The sequence below is a fragment of the Oceanobacter kriegii DSM 6294 genome (genome assembly GCF_000422845.1).
GTDB classification, from domain to species: domain Bacteria; phylum Pseudomonadota; class Gammaproteobacteria; order Pseudomonadales; family Oceanobacteraceae; genus Oceanobacter; species Oceanobacter kriegii.
The window spans coordinates 67,636-84,372 of the sequence record NZ_AUGV01000004.1 but is presented as its reverse complement, the minus strand read 5'-3'; the positions used below and the strand labels follow the sequence as shown (position 1 = coordinate 84,372).

Here is a 16,737-nt window from a genome sequence, read left to right as displayed (position 1 = left end):
CGGCCACTGTCAGTGTTTCTGGAGCAAGTATGAATATCGAACGGGCGACAGTACCAATGGAACATAATTCACCATGGGATGTGCAGGGAGCGGGGCTTGGTTTGCGGCGTGGTTTGCTGCCCGAGCTACTGCAAGCACCTGACGCACCGATCGATTTTATGGAAGTGGCTCCCGAAAACTGGATGAACGTCGGCGGCCGGTTGGGCCGCCAGTTCCGGGAAATGACCGAACGATACGACTTTCTCTGCCATGGTTTGTCGCTATCTGTTGGCGGGCCAGCACCATTGGACGAGCAATTCATTCGTGACGTTGGTGCCTTCCTGAAGCAACACAACATCAAGGCCTACAGTGAGCATTTGAGCTATTGCGGTGGCGAACACCACCTGTACGACCTGATGCCAATTCCCTTTACTGAAGCCGCAGCAAACCATGTTGCCGAGCGGATCATGCGGGTGCAGGACATTCTGGGGCGGCGGCTGATCATCGAAAACGTCTCGGCCTACCTGGAACCCGGTAAGGAAATGTCGGAGCCGGAATTCGTCAATCTGGTGTTGCAAAAAGCCGACTGCGAGCTGCTGTTGGACATCAATAACATCTACGTTAACTCGGTGAACCATCCGTCAGGCGGGGCAGCAGATCGTCATTCGGCCATGGCCCGAGCCAAATCCTACATTGAAGCCATGCCGGGCGAACGCATTCGCTATATGCACATTGCCGGGCATTTTGAAGAAGCCGATGACCTGCTGGTGGATACCCACGGTATGGAAGTCAAAGACGATGTCTGGCAGCTGCTTCAGCATACCTATGCCTGCCATGGCGTGGTACCGACGTTGTTGGAACGGGATTTTAACTTTCCGCCATTGGCAGAGCTGATGGACGAATTGAATCAGATTCGCCGCACTCAGCAGCAGGCGGCTGAACATCAGGAACAAGGACAGCAGGAACAAGGACAGCAGGAACAAGGACAGCAGGAACAAGGACAGCAGGAACAAGGACAGCAGGAACAAGGACAGCAGGAAAAAGCGCAGCAGGCTGGAGGTGACCTATGAGCACTGCAGCAAAGGGCTTTACCGAACTGCAGCTCCAGCTGGCTGACCATATTCGTACTCGAGGCCAAACAGTGCCACCAGCGGACACCGAAGAGCGTCGCCTGAAGGTGTATCGGGATCTGTTTTACAACAACGTCAAAGGCTTTCTGGATGGCGGTTTTCCTGTCTGCCGTTCAATGCTGGGTGAAGAACAGTGGGATCGGATCGCCACCGCATTTTTCAAGGAATATCCCCACCAAACGCCATACTTTCTGGAGATATCAGCGGCGTTTCTGGACTTTCTGAACACCGGCTACAACCATGAGCCGAGCGATCCGCCGTGGCTTAACGAGCTGGCTCATTATGAATGGTTGGAGTTGGCCGTTGATGTCGATCCCTCCGACAAACCCGAAGGGGTTCAGCTGGACGGCGATGTGCTGACTGGCGTGCCAGTGACAGCTCCGGCCTGTCAGGGTTTTTTGTATCAGTATCCGGTGCATACCATTGCGCCGCAAAACCCATCCCCCGAACCCCGCCAAACGGCGCTGGTGGTTTACCGGGACGATGACGAACAGGTGCGCTTCACTGAAACGAACCCTTTCACGCTAAGTTTGCTGGCGTTGGTTAGTGCCAATCCAGACCGTCTGACCGGCTTGCAACTGGTCGAAACCCTGTTGCAAGCCAGCGGTATGGAAGCCAGCGACGCGGCGATGGCGGGAGGCTGTCAGATATTGCAGCAATGGCATCAGCAGGGGATTTTGCTAGGAACACTCTGAACAGCTCTGTGCCTATACTCACCCGTGAGACTTTTGCCAAAAATGGAACCAAGTAATGAGTCAGGCCGCCTTTTTTCAGCGTGGTCAAACTGCTTTAATAGCCGCAAAAATGGACTGAGGACATCATGATGCGTTTGCTGCTTGCCACACTGCTGGCTGCCACATCCGTTATGAGTTTTGCTGCTGATAAAAATACCAACCCGGACGACCCCTGGGAGGGGTTTAACCGTCGGGTATTCGCCTTTAACGAGGTGATGGACAAATACGTTCTGCGACCAGCTGCAGAAGGTTACCAATACATTACTCCGCAAGACGTTGACGACTCGGTCAGTAACGTATTCTCCAATCTTGGGGACGTTCTGGTCGTGGCCAACGACCTGGGTCAGTTGAAGTTTGGTCAGGCGCTGTCGGACACCGGCCGTTTCCTGATCAACAGCACCGTCGGTTTCTTTGGTGTGTTCGACGTTGCCACCCATATTGGTTTGCCCAAGCACGAAGAAGACTTTGGCCAAACCCTCGGTTACTGGGGCGTGGGCACCGGGCCGTATCTGGTTTTGCCGTTCCTTGGCCCAAGCAACCTGCGTGATACCGCCGGTACCGGCGTAGAGTGGGTCAGTGGCCTGGGTGCAACCAACGTAGCCAGCAATAACCGCGACCGCTATTCCATGGTGGTGCTGTGGGGCGTCGATAAACGCGCCGACTTGCTGCAAGCCGAAAGCATGATCACCGGTGACCGCTACACCTTCCTGCGCAGCCTGTACCTTCAGCGCCGCGAGTACCTGGTTAACGACGGCAAAGTGGAAGTCAACTTTGATGACGACTGGGACAGCTTCGACGACGCCGAAGACGACTGGGGCGAAGATTGGGATGAAGGCGGTCACGATGACTGGGGTGAAGACTGGGACGAGGGCATCTACGATGCGCCAGCCGACGGTCAGGCAGCACCAGCCACCGGCGAAACCTACAGTATGTAATTCAAAAGAATGCGGGCTTCAGGCCCGCATTCTTGTATCTGGTTCCAGCTCGGCTCCATCTACTTACGCGTACTAACGCTTCCCGCATCTCGTCTGCACCGTGTCGTGGTCAGCTCATTCCGAACAGATAGCCGCTTTCAGCAAGGTTGCATGCGCTGCCGCGGTTGCCCTCATGTCGCCAACTGGCTAGAGTACGTCGTTTCTGTATAACCACACTGATATGGCGGATTTTTCATGGAAATCGCATGCTTGGACCTTGAAGGCGTACTGGTACCAGAAATCTGGATCGAGTTTGCCAACAAAACCGGAATCGAAGAGCTGAAAGCGACTACTCGCGATATTCCCGACTACGACGTGCTGATGAAGCAGCGTCTGCGTATTCTGGACGAACACAACCTGAAGATTCAGGATATCCAGGAAGTCATTGCGACCCTGAGCCCGCTGGAAGGTGCTCGTGAATTCGTTGATTGGCTGCGTGAGCGTTTCCAGGTCATCATCCTGTCCGATACCTTCTACGAATTCTCTCAGCCTTTGATGCGTCAGCTGGGTTTCCCAACGCTGTTCTGCCACCGTCTGATCACTGACGAAGAAGGTCGTGTAACCGACTACAAACTGCGTCAGGCCGATCCAAAGCGTCAGTCCATCCGTGCCCTGCAAACCATCTACTACCGCACCATTGCGGCGGGTGATTCCTACAACGACACCACCATGCTGGCCGAAGCGGATGCAGGTATCCTGTTCCATGCGCCACAAAACGTGATCGAGGAATTCCCTCAGTTCCCGGCGGTTCACACCTACGAAGACCTGAAGAAAGAATTCATCAAAGCCAGTAACCGCGACCTGACTCTGTAAGGTCCGCTGGCTTATTCTGTGCTGGCAGCGCTGGTTGCTGCTGGCACAGATTCTTCTTTTACCTCTTTCTCGGTTCTCTTTTCCCGCTTCGCTTTTCTTTTTCCCGCTTTTCTTTCTTTGTCTCGTCTATTTATGACGGCTCCGGCTGTCTTGTTCAGGATGCTGTGTTCTCTGCCAGTGCCTCAAATACCACCGCCGGAACCCGAGGGGAGGGTGTCAATTTGGGTTTCACCAGCGTCAGCTCGGGAGCCAATGCTTCCAACGGCAGAACTCGTAAATGCGAGTGCGACAAACCGCTTAGCCGCGTCCCCGGAATCACCGTGGCGCAGACGCCAGAGTCGACCATTTGCAGCAACTGATGAATGGAATCGCTTTCCACCACTGGCGTAACCGACACGCCTGCCTGCACGCACTGCTGATCGATAAACTGCCGAAAGACATTTTTACTGCCCAGCAACCCTAATGGCAGTGCCGCGACATCCGGCCAGCGCAACGCGGCGTTCGGCTCGTTTTTAATTTGTCCCGCCATGGCCTCTTGCTGATACAACAAATGACACGGCTGCTGGCCAAGCGACAGCACCTCAAACCGGGCAGCGTCCAAATGACTTTGATACACCACGCCAAGGTCCAGCCTGCCATCGTTCAAGCGCTCCAGAATGGCTTCGTTGCTCAGGCTTTGTAGCTGAAAACGCAATTGCGGGTGTTGGCGGCTGAGCAGCTGCAAGCGACTGCCAAGGTCAAAATCTGATAACGGCACTACGCCGATTCTAACGTTTCCCGTCATTTGGCCTTGCAGGGCTGTGGCTTCCGACGCCATGGCATCGCAATTGGCGACTACGCTGCGGGCATATTGCAACAGGTGTTCGCCTTCGGCTGTAAAGCCTTCAAAGCGCTGGCGGCGTAGCACCAGTGCAATGCCCAGTTCTTCTTCCAGCGACTTCAAACGCATCGACAGGGCAGGCTGAGAAATAAAACAGGCCTCAGCGGCTTTGCGAAAATGACGGGTATCGTCCAGCGCACACAGCAAGCGCAGTTGTTTCAGGTCCATACAGAGCCAGTTCCAGGTCAGTTGGGCATCGCAAAACGCGATAAACCGTTCAGCAAACCTTACCACCAAAATCAAACTGATAAGAATGGCTTATTACCATGTCAGGACAACTGATTGGCCATGACACGCTTGCCGCCGCACCATAGGCCGATAACAACCAGATTCTTAAAGAACCCAAACGCCACCAAAGCCATCAAACCGGCTGTGTTGGCTGGCCCACCTGGTGCGACTGTTATCCGCATTAGCAAAGGTGAGGCCACTATAAAATGGGCAATCGGGCAACTCAACGCGGTACGCAGCATGACAAACAAAGCCAGTATCAAACCCTACACTCAGGCGGCGGGCGGCTGGGGTGCGCTTAAAAGCACTGCCAAGCACTGGATGAAAAGCGATAACCTCGCCGGCAACATCAAAAACCTGCTGCGAACCAACCAGCCTGCCGGATTCGACTGCCCTGGCTGTGCCTGGGGCGATGGCTCCTCGGCCAGCATGGTGCGGTTTTGTGAAAACGGTGCCAAAGCCGTGAACTGGGAAGCCACCAGCAAACGCGTGGATGCTGACTTCTTCAGTCGCCATAAAGTCAGCTGGTTGCATCAGCAGTCGGATTACTTTCTGGAATTTCAGGGCCGCCTGACCGAGCCCATGCGCTACAACGCCAGTACCGACACCTATCAGCCGATAGGTTGGGATGAAGCATTTGCGCTGATTGCCGACCACCTGCAACAACTGGATAGCCCGGATCAGGCCGAGTTCTACACCTCTGGGCGAGCCAGCAACGAAGCGGCCTACTTGTATCAGTTAATGGTGCGCGCCTACGGCACCAACAACTTCCCGGACTGCTCCAACATGTGCCATGAAGCCTCGGGCAAGGCACTGATCGCCAGCATAGGCATCGGCAAGGGCACAGTCACGCTGGACGATTTTGAGCAGGCCGACGCCATCTTTGTATTCGGCCAGAACCCCGGTACCAACCACCCACGTATGCTTGATGCCCTGCGGGATGCTTCCAAGCACGGCGCCCGTGTTGTGAGTTTCAACAACCTGAAAGAGCGTGGCCTGGAACGCTTTACCCACCCGCAAAACCCGGTGGAAATGCTCTCCAATGGCTCCACCCAAATCAGCTCGGACTATTACACCCCGGCGCTGGGCGGCGACATGGCGGCCGTGCGTGGCATGGTGAAGCATCTGTTAGACATGCAGCGTAAAGCCGAGAAATATCAGCTGAAAGGCGTGTTTGATCTGGAATTTATCGAACAACACACCAACGGACTGGACGACTACCTGGCGGCGGTTGATGCCACCTCGTGGGAGCAAATTGAAGAACAGAGCGGATTGCTACAGCATCAGCTGATCGACGCCGCTGAAATCTATGCCCATTCCGATCGCGTGATTTGCAGCTGGGCCATGGGTCTGACGCAACATAAACACTCGGTAGACACCATTCGGGAAGTCACCAACCTGCTGTTGCTGCGCGGCAATATTGGCAAGCCGGGAGCTGGGGCTTGCCCGGTTCGTGGCCACAGCAACGTGCAAGGCGACCGCACCATGGGCATCAACGATCGCCCACCCAAAGCCTTGCTGGACAGCTTGGAGCAGCACTTCAACCTGCCAATGCCACGGGAAAACGGCCACAACACCATTGAAGCCATCGAAGCCATGTTGCGCGGCGACAGCAAGGTATTTATTGGCCTTGGCGGTAACTTTGTGGCCGCCACACCAGACACCCCACGGGTGATGGAAGCCATGCGCCAGTGCGAGCTGACCGTCAATATCAGCACCAAACTGAACCGCAGCCATACCGTACCGGGCAAAGACGCACTGATTTTGCCGTGCTTGGGCCGCACCGATATCGATATGCAGGCCAGTGGTGAGCAATGCATCACCGTGGAAGACTCCATGAGCATGGTGCATGCCTCCGCTGGCGTACGTGACGTGCTCAGCAACGAACTGCGCTCTGAACCAGCCATCATTGCCGGTATGGCCAAAGCCCTGCTGGGCAATCACCCCGTTAACTGGGACGACATGGCCGCCAACTACGACCGCATTCGTGACCTGATTGAAGCGACCATTCCCGGCTTTAAGGGCTTTAATGAAAAAATCCGCCAGCCAGGCGGATTCTATTTGGGCAACAGCGCCGCCAACCGCCAGTGGAACACCAACACTGGCAAAGCCAACTTCAGCAGTGCGCAACTGCCAGAAGAACTGATTGCTGTAACGGCCCAACGTAATAGCAAGGACAAGGTCTTTACCCTGCAAACCCTGCGCTCCCACGACCAATACAACACCACCATCTACGGCATGGATGACCGTTATCGCGGCGTATTTGGCCAGCGCAAGGTGCTGTTTATGAACGTTGAAGACATGAAAGCACTGGGGCTTGAAAACGAACAACTGGTAGAAATGCAGTCGCTGTGGCCCGACAACCGCGAGCGCAAGGTGACGGGCTTTAAAGCCGTCGCCTACGACATCCCGCGCGGCAACATGGCAGCCTACTACCCGGAAACCAACCCGCTGGTGCCACTGGAAAGCATTGGCGACGGCAGCTACACACCCACCTCAAAATCCATCGCCATCGTGGTTAGGCCATACGAAGACCAACAACGCATCGCCTGATGCGTTGTTGGTTACCTTATGAACAAACACTTATCCTGTACCTGTAGGATGGGCCCCGCCCATCAGATCCACTTACCCTGTAGGAGCGAATTCATTCGCGAAAGTGGGAGCGCGGTTATCCGGGGCGCGCCCGTGTAGTCCGAAATATCGAAGCAGCATAGGATGGGCACTTGTGCCCATCAAAGCCGTCTCAATTATGGGCGCAAGAGCACCATCCTATGGTCTGGAGTTTCCATTCCGCCCGTATCATCACCCCTGCAAAAACCGGCGCACCAAACTGGTAAACAAATCCGGCTTTTCCGCATGCAGCCAATGCCCGACATTCGGCATCACCTTATAACCTGCGTTAGGGAACCACTTCAGCACTGCATCCTGATACTTCGGCAAAATATAATGGCTATCACCGCCTTTAATAAACAAGGTCGGCCCCTCGTACGGCTGTTGCATGGCCGGAGCGCAAGAAATCTCATCATAGTGCTCAACCAACGCCTTCAGGTTAATCCGCCAGGCAAACTGACCCTCGTTCTTGTACAGGTTGGTTAACAAAAACGCCCGTACCGACGCATCATCAATATGCTCGGCCATGATCTTGTCGGCCTCGCCACGAGACTTCAGCGTTGCCAAATCCACCGCCTGCAAGCCAGCAAACACGTCACTGTGGTGATTTGGATAATCGACCGGTGCGATGTCTGCCAGAATCAAACGTTCAATCGGCGTATCTGGCTCGCAGGCCAGTTGCATGGCCACCTTGCCACCCATCGAATGGCCCAATAAATCGACCTTCTCAAAACCAAGGTCTGCAATCAGCTGACGCACATCGGCCGCCATCGCCGGGTAAGATACATCGTCCGAATGCGGCGAACGGCCATGGTTACGCAGATCGACCGTAATCACCTGATACTCTTCCGACAGCGCTTTGGTTTGCGCCCCCCAGTTCTGCAACATGCCAAACAAGCCATGAATAATTACCAGCGGCTTACCTTCACCGGTGATTTGGTAATTGAGCTTCAGCGCAGACATACAGACTCCTGTGATACATCAGAAAGGGGATTGGCCAAAAACAGGGCGGCCGGAAAAAGGCGCCCAGTATCGCAGGAAATCAGTCTGTGTTCACGGCGGCCGTTGCTGTAATACGGCCGGAGTTTTAACCAAAAACTCTTATCAGAATCCGCTCAGCGTCTGTTCTATGTCTTGTAACCGCTGTTGCAATGGCTCCGTAGTGCTGTTCAGAAAACTCCGCACCCGTGGCGACACAAGCCGGTTATGCGGCATCACAAACTGCACAGGCACTGGGGCAGGGCTGCTATTGGCAAACACAGGCACCAGGGTGCCTTGTTCAAAATCCTGCTGGGCCTGATACGACAGCACCCGGGTAATGCCAAGGCCGTCGCGGCAGGCTTGCAGCAGGGTATCTATCTGATTGCTGGCGAACACCGGTTTGATTTTCACCGTACAGTCGCTGCCTTCATGGCGGAACGGCCAGTGATTGCCCGATGCCGTAAACGCCAGCGTTGGTAGTTCTTGCAAATCCAGCGGGTGAATAAGCGACTGGTTTTGCTGCTCCTGTTGTTGTGTTTGTGTCAGCCGTTTCAGTAAATCGGGGCTGGTACACAACACCCAGCGCACATGGCCCAGCGGTTTGGCAACCAGTGATGAATCCGCCAGCTGGCCAATCCGCAGGCCAAGGTCGAAGCCTTCTTCAATCAAATCCACCGTGCGGTCGAGCAAGGTCAACTCGGCACTCATGCCTTCATGCTGTTGCAGCCACTGATTCAGCAGCGGGGCGATATGCATCCGGCCAAACATCATCGGCGCGGTGATCGACAACTTGCCTGCCGGATTGGCGCGGCGGGTATCGAGCTGAAACTCCGCGGCATCCACATCGGCCAGAATCCGACGGCAATGCTGCAAGTAGTCACGGCCTTCGTCGGTCAGCGCCAGTCGGCGGGTACTGCGGTTTAGCAACCGCACACCGAGTTGTTTTTCCAGCTCGGCCAGGCTGCGTACCACCGCGGCCGGTGAGCGCGCGAGCTGATCGGCCGCCGCACTCATGCTGCCTTGGTCCACAATCGCCACAAAGGTCGCCATCGCCTTGAGTTTGTCCATCTGTCGCTGCTCGCTCTCGGCTATTTGGGTTCGGGCCACTGCCTTGGGCAGCTCCTAGTATTTGTGCAAAAAGCTGAATAAACCTAACAGTCTGACTGTATTTATTGCACTGAACGAAAGGCGTTTACTGAATACATCAACCTCGTACTTTGGAGCTACCGTGAACCCCCAAGCCATTCGCGCCTATGACCACGTCGGAATCCGCGTCAGCGACCGCCAGACAGCCGTGGCCTTCTACGAGCAGCTGGGCTTTAAGGAAATTCGCAGCTTCGACAACTATGAAGCCAATGAAATGGAATCGCCGGACGGCGTGCGGATCAATCTGATCTTCAACGCCAGTAAAGTGCCGAATAACCGAAATGTGCTTCTGGATGAGCCGGTAAAACTACCGGGCGTTACCCATGCTGCGTTTGTGGTGGACGACCTTCACGCCATGAAAGACTGGCTCGACCAGCAAGGCATTGTGGTTACCGAAGGCATTCACCCGATTGGCCCGCGCCGAATTACGCTGTTTATTCGTGACCCCGACCGCAACGTGCTGGAATTTAACCAATTGATCTCCGAACCGGATCAAAACGACTCGGATAAAGCGACCGTTAGATAACAATAAAACCCCAAAGGTACTGCCATGAAACTCTATGATCTTGAACTATCTGGTAACTGCTACAAAGTCCGTCTGTTAGCCGCACTGGCTGGCATCGACCTGGAAATCGTGCCGGTCGACTTCCTCGACGGTGCCCACAAGCGTGCGCCGGTGATCGACCTCAACCCATTTGGCGAACTGCCCGTGCTGGAAGATGGCGACGTAGTGCTGCGCGACTCGCAGGCGATTCTGGTGTACCTGGGCCGCAAATACGCAGGCAATCAATGGTGGCCAGACGGCGCCGCCCAGCAAGGTGAAGTGATGCAATGGCTGGCGACCGCTGCCAACGAAATCTTCAACGGCCCTAACGCCGCCCGTCTGGTCGACAAGTTTGGCTATGCCCTCAATAAAGAACGCACCATCGAAGTCAGCAATCACATTCTGCCGCTGGTAGAACAACACCTGCAAAACAACGAATGGCTGGCGCTGGGCCGCCCAACCATCGCCGACCTGGCGGTATTCCCATACATCGCACTGGGCTGGGAAGGCGGTGTCACGCTGGAACAATACCCCGCCATTCAGGCGTGGATTGGCCGCATAAAGGAGCTGCCGGGCTATACCGGTATGCCTGCTATTTAATAAACAGCAGAGTAACCAACGGCCTAACACCTGCCAGAACATACCGGCTGTAAATCCAGCCGGTATTTCCATTTCATTCATCCGGTTACTCCAACCGCTTAACAGTAATTCGCTTTGCGCTCGCTAACATGGTTGTTCAGTCAAACCATAAAAAGAGACAAGGACGAATTCATGGCCAACACTGCACCAGATGCCCCGCACACTATCGCCAGCAGAACCTCCAGTTTTACTGACACCACCGCCAGCAAAAACCAGCAAGCCATCGCCAATACCGCCCTGATATTCGCCGCGTTCATAAGCTTCGCAGCCGCACTGGCCCGCCATCCTTACCAGCATCGTCGCCACCTTTCTGACCGTGTGGGGTTTTGTACGCTCTGTCTGCCTCTGCGGTTATCCGCAAACTGCCACTTGTAAAAACGGCCCTTACACTGATCACTGGCATCCTTCTGCTACGCGGCATCGCAGAAATGCTGCTGGTGGCTATTCACAGCACTGGCCCAGATGAGTTAACGATGGGCAATAGCGTTGAGTACTGGCTGATCAGCTCGGCCATTTGTTGCAGCTGCTTGTTTCGGGAGGGGCGCCTGTTTTCTTCAGGTTCGGGCGCAGGGGAGCTGGAGGCGGTTGTAGTGGGGGGGAGCAGCTTTTGTTGCTCCTGATGGATGGTAAAAATCGTGATTGTTTTGACTGAGGAGGTTGTTCGCTATCCCAGCTGCTGGTAGCGTTAGTGGCTGAAATTAAAGACGTTGTCCTGTGCGGTTTACAAGCTCATGGGGAGCGTTGAATGGAAAATGGTGTGCGCTCGGTCAGTTATACGTATTTATGTTGATATGGGTTTTGTAGATAGTGGCGTATTTCTCAGATAATTAAAATTATTATAAAAACGTCAGTATCAAGTTACTTCACGGAGCGGCGTGAAAAGGAATTAATGATATTTATTCGGAAAAATACTTATTCTTGACCTGTGATGAATGGTTTTTATTGGTATTTAAAAAAATTAAGCTGCAGTTTGTTGCGTTTTTAAAGAGAGGCTTTTCAATGGCAGAGCAGGTGTCGAGCTCAGAATTTCTACAAGGTGAAATTTCAAAGAGTATTGAAAAATTAAAGGGGAAAGTCGAGTCAAGTAAAAAAAAGGCTGTCTGGGCCAATGCATTGTCTATAACGCTAGGAGCAGTGATTACTCTTACTTTAGGCGTGGATGTATCAGATGAATATATACATCTTCAGAAAAATTTGGCTTTGGCTTTCGGCGCCTTGCTTACTGTAATAAGTAGCTGGAACGCACTTTTTGACTACAAAAAACTTTGGATCAGGCAGAAAAATACGCTGTTGTCTCTATATCAGGTACAGAATGAACTGGGGTATATGAAATCGAAAAATGATGAATCTCAGTTGGATGATGTTTTTAACAAATATCAATGTGTTTGGGATAAGGATAGTCGCGAGTGGATAAGTATTTTCAAAGTGCAAAGACTGCTAGTAATAATGCGTCGAAAAATGAAATGGGAAAAGTTTTGTGAATATTGTCAATCTGCAAGTACAAAGAATTGTGATTCATCAGATACATCAGCGTGATGAAGATGGAAAAAAGGTAACACCAAGCAGAGGTACAGAATTCATAAGGTTTGATGCTGAAGCCATGAATACATTTAAGTCTAGGTTTATCAATGCTATAGGAGCAGAATCAAAAGCTGTTCCTATGTCTATTGTAAATCAAGAGTCCACTGATCTTCCTCCGATGGTAGACATGCTAAGTGAGTGTGGCGATGAGGATTTTATTTCCTTGTCATATGATGTTGCAAACAAATTGGCAGATGCTCAGCAGAGAAAGAATTTACAAGGTGGCATAGTCGTCGTGTTTGGCGGTTTATATGGTGCAACACCCAAAAAATTCGTTGGGATTATGAAGGCAGAAATTCATAGTGCTTACGGAAAAAAGGTTGATGATCTTACAAGTGAAATTACGCTTAAATATATTGAAGAGGCTCTTCTTACACCTGCCACAAAGTTATACAAGACAGCTGCTTTTTTCGAAAAATCTACTACGCCTGAAGGTGACGATTTAAATTCGAAATGGGATGTCCTTGTTTCTGACTCACAGATTAGTCAAGCAGAAGGGAAGGCTGCGGCTCTTTACTTTTACTCTAGTTTTCTCGGTTGTGGGTACCCCGAAACATGTGCACGAACAACGAAACAGTTTTATGATGCAACCTGTGAATTCCTCAATGATATAGATGTCAGCGAAGAAAAGCGGAATGACTTACATAATGCCTTGGTTTCATATTTGAAGCACGAAAACTCAGACGTTGTTAATCCTTTAGAGTTTTCGAGTAGGTATTTTGATGTAGAGACAAGAGATTCATACTCCGAGTTTCTTGAAGATAAGGAAATACCAAACACCGCTTTTACAAAAGATATAGAGTTTATCTCTGGGAAATTAAAAACAAGAAAGCTATCATTTAGTAAGGATGTTAAATTAATAGCACCATCCCAAGTGTTTAAAGAACTTGTTGACATACAATCAATTAACGTGAACGATGCAGGTGAAGCTGTAAAATGGACTAAAATCATTGTTAAAGATGAAATTGTAGCTCAAGAATGAATGAAAAAGAGTTTTTAGAGCATTGGAATCAAGAAATCCCCATGCATGACGCATGGGGGGACTTTGTCACATCTACAATATGCAAACATCTGAAAACAAACGGTAAAGACTTATCTTCATTCTTGAAACAAAGTCCTGAGCACAGAATCAAGGATACTACTTCTCTTCTGGATAAAGCTTTTTATAGAACCAACAAGAACTATGAAAATCCTTATGAAGAAATTGAAGATAAAGTGGGCTGTAGATTTGTTGTTCTTTTGATAGAACAAATTGAAGAGATATCTGACGTAATCGTTAACGAGGAAAGTTGGGATCACAAGGAGTGTCGGCACTTCTATTCAGAAAGAGAAAAAGAGCCTCTCTTATTTACGTATCAGTCTGTTCATTATGTTGTAAGGAGTAAAACTGAGTTTATTCATAACGATGTTCTAATCCATCCGGGTACGCCATGTGAGATACAGATAAGAACTTTGTTGCAGCATGCATACGCTGAATTAACACATGACGCTGTTTACAAAGCCAAAACTTTAGTTCAACCAGAAGTGCATCGTACTGTAGCCAAAAGTATGGCTCTAATTGAAACCACAGATGACTTCTTTTCTGATGTTAACAGCCGGTTAATCTTTGATGTTTCAGGCGAGTTTGATTTTCAGGAAAAACTTGACAGTCTTTACAAAGAATACGTTGGTTTTGAAAGTGCTTCAGCGCAAAAATCTTCGATTGTTATTTTTGATGAATTTCGTGATTTGATTGACGAGGATTTACTTAGGAAGGTCGAGAGGTTTATAAGAAAAGAGTGTTATCTATCAGATGTTATTAGGGGTGGTGTTGGTGAAAACCCATTTTATAAGCAGAGTGTGATTATTTTTTTGCTTTACATGGTTAAGAAAAAGAAACATAGATTAATTAATGGTTGGCCGTTAAATTACAGGATTCTGGAAAATCTTGCTATGGTTGTAGGTGTTTCTCTTGATCATGATTGATGGTTTTTGAAATGGCGTGCCTTGGTATTAACTATTGCCAGTGCGTAAAAAGGATATCCATCGATAAATCTTTATAGATTATCTTCAGGCGTTGTTTATGCTCTAGATCTTGGCTTGTCATCAGGCGAACTCTACGAAGAAATTGCGTGTCGATTTGGCCATATCATGTGTAAAGCCCCATTCGATAGCGCTATTTGTGGGCTTCCGTCGAGTGTTGACCTCAGCTGCTATCTGATTGATTAGTGGTGTCGACGGTAGAGAGCAGGGTTAGCACATTAGCATCCTACGATTTGTCGTTGGTTGGTTTGTAATTAAATTGTCCATCGTGGCAGCTATTTGGGGCCATCGGGATTGAAATCCCTCCTACAAGCCAGTTCAAAATCGATAATTGTTATTGATAGTCATCTGCGCCCGGAACCATCCCTCGTCAATAGCCCGCAGCATCTGCTCCGGCGTCAGCTGCTGGGTCATTCGCCCGCGCAGTACGTATTTGTGTTCAAAAGAACTTGCACCATGGGCCATGACTTTGGCTTTGAATTCGGCGATCTGGTCGTCGCCGAAGTTGCTGTTGAAGGTGTTAAACAGCACGACATGCTGGCCGTCGAAACGGTTGTTTTCAAGGGACAAACAGGACATCCACTTATCGCCAAGCAGCTCCAACATTAAGGGTAGGGTGGAGTTCACAGCTTTGCCTTGGTATCAGATTGAATAATGCAGTGAGGGTCGACGTAGATTTGTTATGCCTGCATAGGAGCGACTCGTTAGTTAGCGCCATTTCTGGATTTTCAGGTGAAAGAGAGCCTCAGATGTTTATCTGATAACAATATTAACTTCACAGGCTTGAATGTCACACAGGCTATCCGGTTAACAAACGGCGGGCCTGGCTTGTTCCGGTCGGTCGTTTGTAACCCAGTTGCTCGCAGGCTTGTCGAATGTTGGCTTCATTGCCTACAAAGGTACTGAAACAGCGTTCAAACTGCTGGGTCATGGTCAGCCAATGCTGGTCGTCCAGCCCGATGCGGCTCAGGATTGGGGCAAGTTTGTCGTCAATCGCCCCACGTTTGTTGGATCGAATGATTCATCCGGTTTCGTCGACTAACGCTAGGTAGTCGCTCAAAAGCATTGGGATTCCAGTAGGAGAGTCTTGGCGCGGATTTCCGGTGAAGGGGAGTAATAGCGGGGTTTGCGCCTTTATTGAATTTGGGGTTCTGGTGGTGTTTGAGTGTTCGATTCGCTGTTTTATTGAAGTGTGATCCGAGGCTTCTGGCGTGTCTGCGATCGCTGCTCGAACCGGGTTTAAATCGACATAAGCCATGCAGCTCAGTAAGGCAGCCTCATCCAGTAGGGCTTGAGATTTGAAACGGCCTTCCCAGAAACGTCCAGAGCAGCCATCTTCGGCATTGGCCTCACGGGCAATCGCCTCATTTAATACTCGCATAAACCAGCTGATATCGCTGAGCCGTGAGCGCCATTCATCAATCAGGATTGTTAAACGATTCTGCTCGGCTTCAGATAGCGGTTCTTCGCGCACAAAGCGCTGGGACAATACATTGCCTTTAAATAGCTGGTGCCAGCGCAAAACCACATCCATATTGCTCCAGCCATTTGCCTGATCAGAATCGACGAAAAGAACGACATGATAGTGGTTAGACATTAGACATCACGGCATAGGCCGAGACTTGGATGGCGAAGATCTGAGGCAGTGCCAGGATACGTTCTTCGAGCCAGCTTCGCCGGTGCTCGTATCTTTGGCCGGAAACTGAATCTGTTCCACAAAGAAAGGCGCGGCGAACGCAGCGAGAAACGCAATGGTAGTAGGGCGTGGCTTCAACAGATACTTGTTGCTTGCGGGGCTTTGGCATGGTCGAACTCCATCCGTGAAGTTACCGAAACCTGATTATGGCCTGTGAACTGGAAAATGGAATCAGTCAAAGGTACCAGTTTGGATGGGTGTCTCGGTTTGCCAGGTGTCTCGGTTTGCCATTAGCATCCTACGCTTGGTGCGGGATTGGAGGCTTCGGGATTGAAATCCCTCCTACGGTTTGGTGCAGGTTTGTTGAAGTGGTTGTTCCTGTCATGAAGCCGATGTAGCGTTGGCGGTTTGGATAAGCACAGCTCATTGCTCAGCAGCCGTCTGATATTTACCGGTATGGAGTGCCAATATATGCCCTTTAGTGATTCAGAAAAGTCAGCCCTGCTTGGGGTGAAAGGCGTTGGGCCAACGGTGGTGAAGCGTTTTGAAGAAATTGGTATCGACTCGTTTTCTGATTTGGCTGGTTTTGATCCAGAGGAAATTGCTGAAAGGGTCGCGTCGATGCTCAACACCACCTGCTGGAAAAACAGTCCCAGAGCACTGTCGGCGGTGAAGTCGGCGATTGAGCGGGCAAAACAGGGTTTGTGATTCTGTGGGCTCACGTGGTGTAGATCCCTGGATCTGATGGCAATGACGTTCTGGGATTACGGTAATAGCGGAGCACAATCGGTCTTTTGCCTATTAGCGGTTCGGAATGAGCGTCGTCATACTGGGCCTCAG

General features: G+C 51.1%; 17 protein-coding genes. 12 read left to right on the top strand and 5 right to left on the bottom strand.

The annotated features are described in order from the left end of the window. Positions 1-29 precede the first annotated feature (29 nt). The 4 genes from G516_RS20840 (at position 30) to thrH (ending at position 3,630) form a co-directional block, all read left to right on the top strand. On the top strand, positions 30-1,049 hold the full coding sequence (locus G516_RS20840) for an HvfB family MNIO-type RiPP peptide maturase (protein WP_245582599.1): 1,020 nt from the start codon (positions 30-32) through the stop codon (positions 1,047-1,049). Then, the gene (locus tag G516_RS0103345; RefSeq protein ID WP_028292465.1) at positions 1,046-1,804 is read left to right on the top strand and encodes an HvfC family RiPP maturation protein; all 759 of its coding nucleotides are present in this window, start codon (positions 1,046-1,048) and stop codon (positions 1,802-1,804) included. The genes G516_RS20840 and G516_RS0103345 overlap by 4 nt, the downstream gene beginning before the upstream one ends. 125 nt (positions 1,805-1,929) lie before the next feature. Continuing rightward, positions 1,930-2,778: an MlaA family lipoprotein gene (locus G516_RS20835; RefSeq protein WP_084644835.1), complete on the top strand. Its 849-nt coding sequence runs from the start codon at positions 1,930-1,932 to the stop codon at positions 2,776-2,778. 234 nt (positions 2,779-3,012) lie between these two features. After that, positions 3,013-3,630 (top strand): bifunctional phosphoserine phosphatase/homoserine phosphotransferase ThrH, encoded by a 618-nt coding sequence (gene thrH / locus G516_RS0103335; protein ID WP_028292464.1) that lies wholly within the window; start codon positions 3,013-3,015, stop codon positions 3,628-3,630. Positions 3,631-3,784: 154 nt separating this feature from the next. Here the strand turns inward: thrH and G516_RS20830 are convergent, their stop codons facing one another. Continuing rightward, a complete protein-coding gene (locus tag G516_RS20830; RefSeq protein WP_051218892.1) occupies positions 3,785-4,678 on the bottom strand; it encodes a LysR family transcriptional regulator in 894 nt (297 codons plus the stop codon). 300 nt (positions 4,679-4,978) lie between these two features. On the opposite strand from G516_RS20830, the gene G516_RS0103320 reads away from it, so the two are divergent. After that, positions 4,979-7,291: an FdhF/YdeP family oxidoreductase gene (locus G516_RS0103320; RefSeq protein ID WP_028292462.1), complete on the top strand. Its 2,313-nt coding sequence runs from the start codon at positions 4,979-4,981 to the stop codon at positions 7,289-7,291. A 249-nt stretch (positions 7,292-7,540) separates the two neighbouring features. Here the strand turns inward: G516_RS0103320 and G516_RS0103315 are convergent, their stop codons facing one another. Beyond that, positions 7,541-8,311: an alpha/beta fold hydrolase gene (locus G516_RS0103315; RefSeq protein WP_322785970.1), complete on the bottom strand. Its 771-nt coding sequence runs from the start codon at positions 8,309-8,311 to the stop codon at positions 7,541-7,543. Positions 8,312-8,452: 141 nt separating this feature from the next. Then, positions 8,453-9,397, bottom strand: a complete 945-nt coding sequence (locus tag G516_RS0103310; protein ID WP_028292460.1) for a LysR substrate-binding domain-containing protein — start codon at positions 9,395-9,397, stop codon at positions 8,453-8,455. Positions 9,398-9,557: 160 nt separating this feature from the next. Between G516_RS0103310 and G516_RS0103305 the strand changes: the two genes are divergently transcribed. From G516_RS0103305 to G516_RS0103280, 6 genes are all read left to right on the top strand, one after another. Then, positions 9,558-10,001, top strand: a complete 444-nt coding sequence (locus G516_RS0103305) for a VOC family protein (protein WP_028292459.1) — start codon at positions 9,558-9,560, stop codon at positions 9,999-10,001. A 24-nt stretch (positions 10,002-10,025) separates the two neighbouring features. Next, the gene (locus G516_RS0103300) at positions 10,026-10,619 is read left to right on the top strand and encodes a glutathione S-transferase family protein (RefSeq protein WP_028292458.1); all 594 of its coding nucleotides are present in this window, start codon (positions 10,026-10,028) and stop codon (positions 10,617-10,619) included. A 171-nt stretch (positions 10,620-10,790) separates the two neighbouring features. Then, a complete protein-coding gene (locus tag G516_RS24575; protein ID WP_156878934.1) occupies positions 10,791-11,033 on the top strand; it encodes a hypothetical protein in 243 nt (80 codons plus the stop codon). 543 nt (positions 11,034-11,576) lie between these two features. Then, on the top strand, positions 11,577-12,194 hold the full coding sequence (locus G516_RS23685) for an SLATT domain-containing protein (RefSeq protein WP_051218891.1): 618 nt from the start codon (positions 11,577-11,579) through the stop codon (positions 12,192-12,194). Beyond that, positions 12,136-13,221 carry a nucleoid-associated protein gene (locus G516_RS0103285; RefSeq protein ID WP_028292456.1) on the top strand — a complete coding sequence of 362 codons (1,086 nt, stop codon included), beginning with the start codon at positions 12,136-12,138 and terminating at the stop codon, positions 13,219-13,221. Before G516_RS23685 ends, G516_RS0103285 begins: the two co-directional genes overlap by 59 nt. Then, positions 13,218-14,204 (top strand): GTP pyrophosphokinase, encoded by a 987-nt coding sequence (locus G516_RS0103280; RefSeq protein WP_028292455.1) that lies wholly within the window; start codon positions 13,218-13,220, stop codon positions 14,202-14,204. The genes G516_RS0103285 and G516_RS0103280 overlap by 4 nt, the downstream gene beginning before the upstream one ends. Positions 14,205-14,579: 375 nt before the next feature. Here G516_RS0103280 and G516_RS0103275 read toward each other — a convergent pair whose 3' ends face one another. Both G516_RS0103275 and G516_RS25225 read right to left on the bottom strand, forming a co-directional pair. Further along, positions 14,580-14,888: a hypothetical protein gene (locus G516_RS0103275; RefSeq protein WP_156878933.1), complete on the bottom strand. Its 309-nt coding sequence runs from the start codon at positions 14,886-14,888 to the stop codon at positions 14,580-14,582. Positions 14,889-15,282: 394 nt separating this feature from the next. After that, entirely contained in the window at positions 15,283-15,858 is a 576-nt protein-coding gene (locus G516_RS25225; protein WP_322785969.1) for a hypothetical protein, read from the bottom strand. Positions 15,859-16,368: 510 nt separating this feature from the next. On the opposite strand from G516_RS25225, the gene G516_RS0103265 reads away from it, so the two are divergent. Then, positions 16,369-16,605 carry a helix-hairpin-helix domain-containing protein gene (locus G516_RS0103265; protein WP_028292453.1) on the top strand — a complete coding sequence of 79 codons (237 nt, stop codon included), beginning with the start codon at positions 16,369-16,371 and terminating at the stop codon, positions 16,603-16,605. Positions 16,606-16,737 lie beyond the last annotated feature (132 nt).

Excerpts from the sequence above, each read along its gene's own strand:
- thrH (WP_028292464.1), top strand. The coding sequence starts at position 3,013 with ATGGAAATCGCATGCTTGGACCTTGAAGGCGTACTGGTACCAGAAATC.
- G516_RS25225 (WP_322785969.1), bottom strand. The coding sequence starts at position 15,858 with ATGTCTAACCACTATCATGTCGTTCTTTTCGTCGATTCTGATCAGGCA.
- G516_RS20830 (WP_051218892.1), bottom strand. The coding sequence starts at position 4,678 with ATGGACCTGAAACAACTGCGCTTGCTGTGTGCGCTGGACGATACCCGT.
- G516_RS20840 (WP_245582599.1), top strand. The coding sequence starts at position 30 with ATGAATATCGAACGGGCGACAGTACCAATGGAACATAATTCACCATGG.
- G516_RS0103280 (WP_028292455.1), top strand. The coding sequence starts at position 13,218 with ATGAATGAAAAAGAGTTTTTAGAGCATTGGAATCAAGAAATCCCCATG.
- G516_RS24575 (WP_156878934.1), top strand. The coding sequence starts at position 10,791 with ATGGCCAACACTGCACCAGATGCCCCGCACACTATCGCCAGCAGAACC.
- G516_RS0103345 (WP_028292465.1), top strand. The coding sequence starts at position 1,046 with ATGAGCACTGCAGCAAAGGGCTTTACCGAACTGCAGCTCCAGCTGGCT.
- G516_RS0103300 (WP_028292458.1), top strand. The coding sequence starts at position 10,026 with ATGAAACTCTATGATCTTGAACTATCTGGTAACTGCTACAAAGTCCGT.
- G516_RS0103320 (WP_028292462.1), top strand. The coding sequence starts at position 4,979 with ATGACAAACAAAGCCAGTATCAAACCCTACACTCAGGCGGCGGGCGGC.
- G516_RS0103315 (WP_322785970.1), bottom strand. The coding sequence starts at position 8,311 with ATGTCTGCGCTGAAGCTCAATTACCAAATCACCGGTGAAGGTAAGCCG.
- G516_RS20835 (WP_084644835.1), top strand. The coding sequence starts at position 1,930 with ATGATGCGTTTGCTGCTTGCCACACTGCTGGCTGCCACATCCGTTATG.
- G516_RS0103310 (WP_028292460.1), bottom strand. The coding sequence starts at position 9,397 with ATGGACAAACTCAAGGCGATGGCGACCTTTGTGGCGATTGTGGACCAA.
- G516_RS0103265 (WP_028292453.1), top strand. The coding sequence starts at position 16,369 with ATGCCCTTTAGTGATTCAGAAAAGTCAGCCCTGCTTGGGGTGAAAGGC.